This is a genomic window from Neisseria iguanae (genome assembly GCF_003013245.1).
GTDB lineage: Bacteria > Pseudomonadota > Gammaproteobacteria > Burkholderiales > Neisseriaceae > Neisseria > Neisseria iguanae.
In genome coordinates, this window is the sequence record NZ_PXYY01000183.1 from 1 (window position 1) to 905 (window position 905).

At 46.6% G+C, this 905-nt stretch carries 3 protein-coding genes; 2 read left to right on the forward strand and 1 reads right to left on the reverse strand.

The genetic code is table 11. The annotated features are described in order from the left end of the window. Positions 1–194: 194 nt before the first annotated feature. On the reverse strand, positions 195–485 hold the full coding sequence (locus tag C7N83_RS13970; RefSeq protein ID WP_146135190.1) for a hypothetical protein: 291 nt from the start codon (positions 483–485) through the stop codon (positions 195–197). Here C7N83_RS13970 and C7N83_RS13975 point away from each other — a divergent pair. Next, positions 475–672 (forward strand): hypothetical protein, encoded by a 198-nt coding sequence (locus tag C7N83_RS13975; protein WP_146135191.1) that lies wholly within the window; start codon positions 475–477, stop codon positions 670–672. The genes C7N83_RS13970 and C7N83_RS13975 overlap by 11 nt on opposite strands. Then, positions 669–905 carry a hypothetical protein gene (locus C7N83_RS17225; RefSeq protein ID WP_170064935.1) on the forward strand — a complete coding sequence of 79 codons (237 nt, stop codon included), beginning with the start codon at positions 669–671 and terminating at the stop codon, positions 903–905. The genes C7N83_RS13975 and C7N83_RS17225 overlap by 4 nt, the downstream gene beginning before the upstream one ends.

The window sequence follows — 905 nt, forward strand, 5'->3', positions numbered from 1 at the left end:
ATAGTTGGATCGGAATGTACGGTGCGCGTTCCAAAACCCTGTGCCATGACATAACACGTTTTCGGCAACGATCTTCTTCGGATAACAGATCGACAGTAGCTGTGTGCTTTACGCATCATGCCGACTGAAAACCCTTTGCTGTGAAGAAACACCCGGTTGGCTTTGTATCCTTTATCGGCATAAACCTTGATTCCTCAGGCAATATCGCTAAGCCTCAGTTCGAAGTGATTGCCCCCGTGTCTGCCCGCGGGATTGATGTGCCGCTTTTCAAGATAACCTTTACTGTCGGTATGGGTGTGTTGTTTATAACCGGATTTGAACGTACCGTCTTTCTTTACCCGGCGGGCATCTTTGTCTTTACCGGGTGTGTTTTCTGAAAATACGCTGTTTTCATCGGTTTCCACAGCCTGCCGCTGCTTATAGTCGGCGGTTTGGATCATGGCGGTGTCAATAACGGCAGTTAAAGCGGTCGATATGCTTGACAAGCATGGCTTCGGCAGTTTGTTTGAAGAAGCTGCTCATGGAGAAAATCCTCTAAAATCCGGTTTCAAAGGAATTGAGGGGATTTTAGGGATTTTGGAAAAGGTTAGGTTATTTAACAACTATAGTCAAAGAAAATTAAATTCAGCACAATACCACATATGGCATACTCAAAAGACTACCGGCAAATGATACTGAACAAACTTGCAGCAGGTGCTTCCTATCGGGCACTGGCCGGCGGGTACAACATCAGCAAAGCCACCATACAAAACCGGAAAAAACGGCTGGAGAAAAAAAGTTGTTACCACACGCAAGTCAAAAATAAGCATGGAAAAATTACGGCAGGGCGTCGGACAAGTATCCCGACCACTTCCAACGTGGGCAGACTGTGCGCTTTAACTGCACCCAACGGGCAATCCGCATAG

Excerpts from the sequence above, each read along its gene's own strand:
- C7N83_RS13975 (WP_146135191.1), top strand. The coding sequence starts at position 475 with ATGCTTGACAAGCATGGCTTCGGCAGTTTGTTTGAAGAAGCTGCTCAT.
- C7N83_RS17225 (WP_170064935.1), top strand. The coding sequence starts at position 669 with ATGATACTGAACAAACTTGCAGCAGGTGCTTCCTATCGGGCACTGGCC.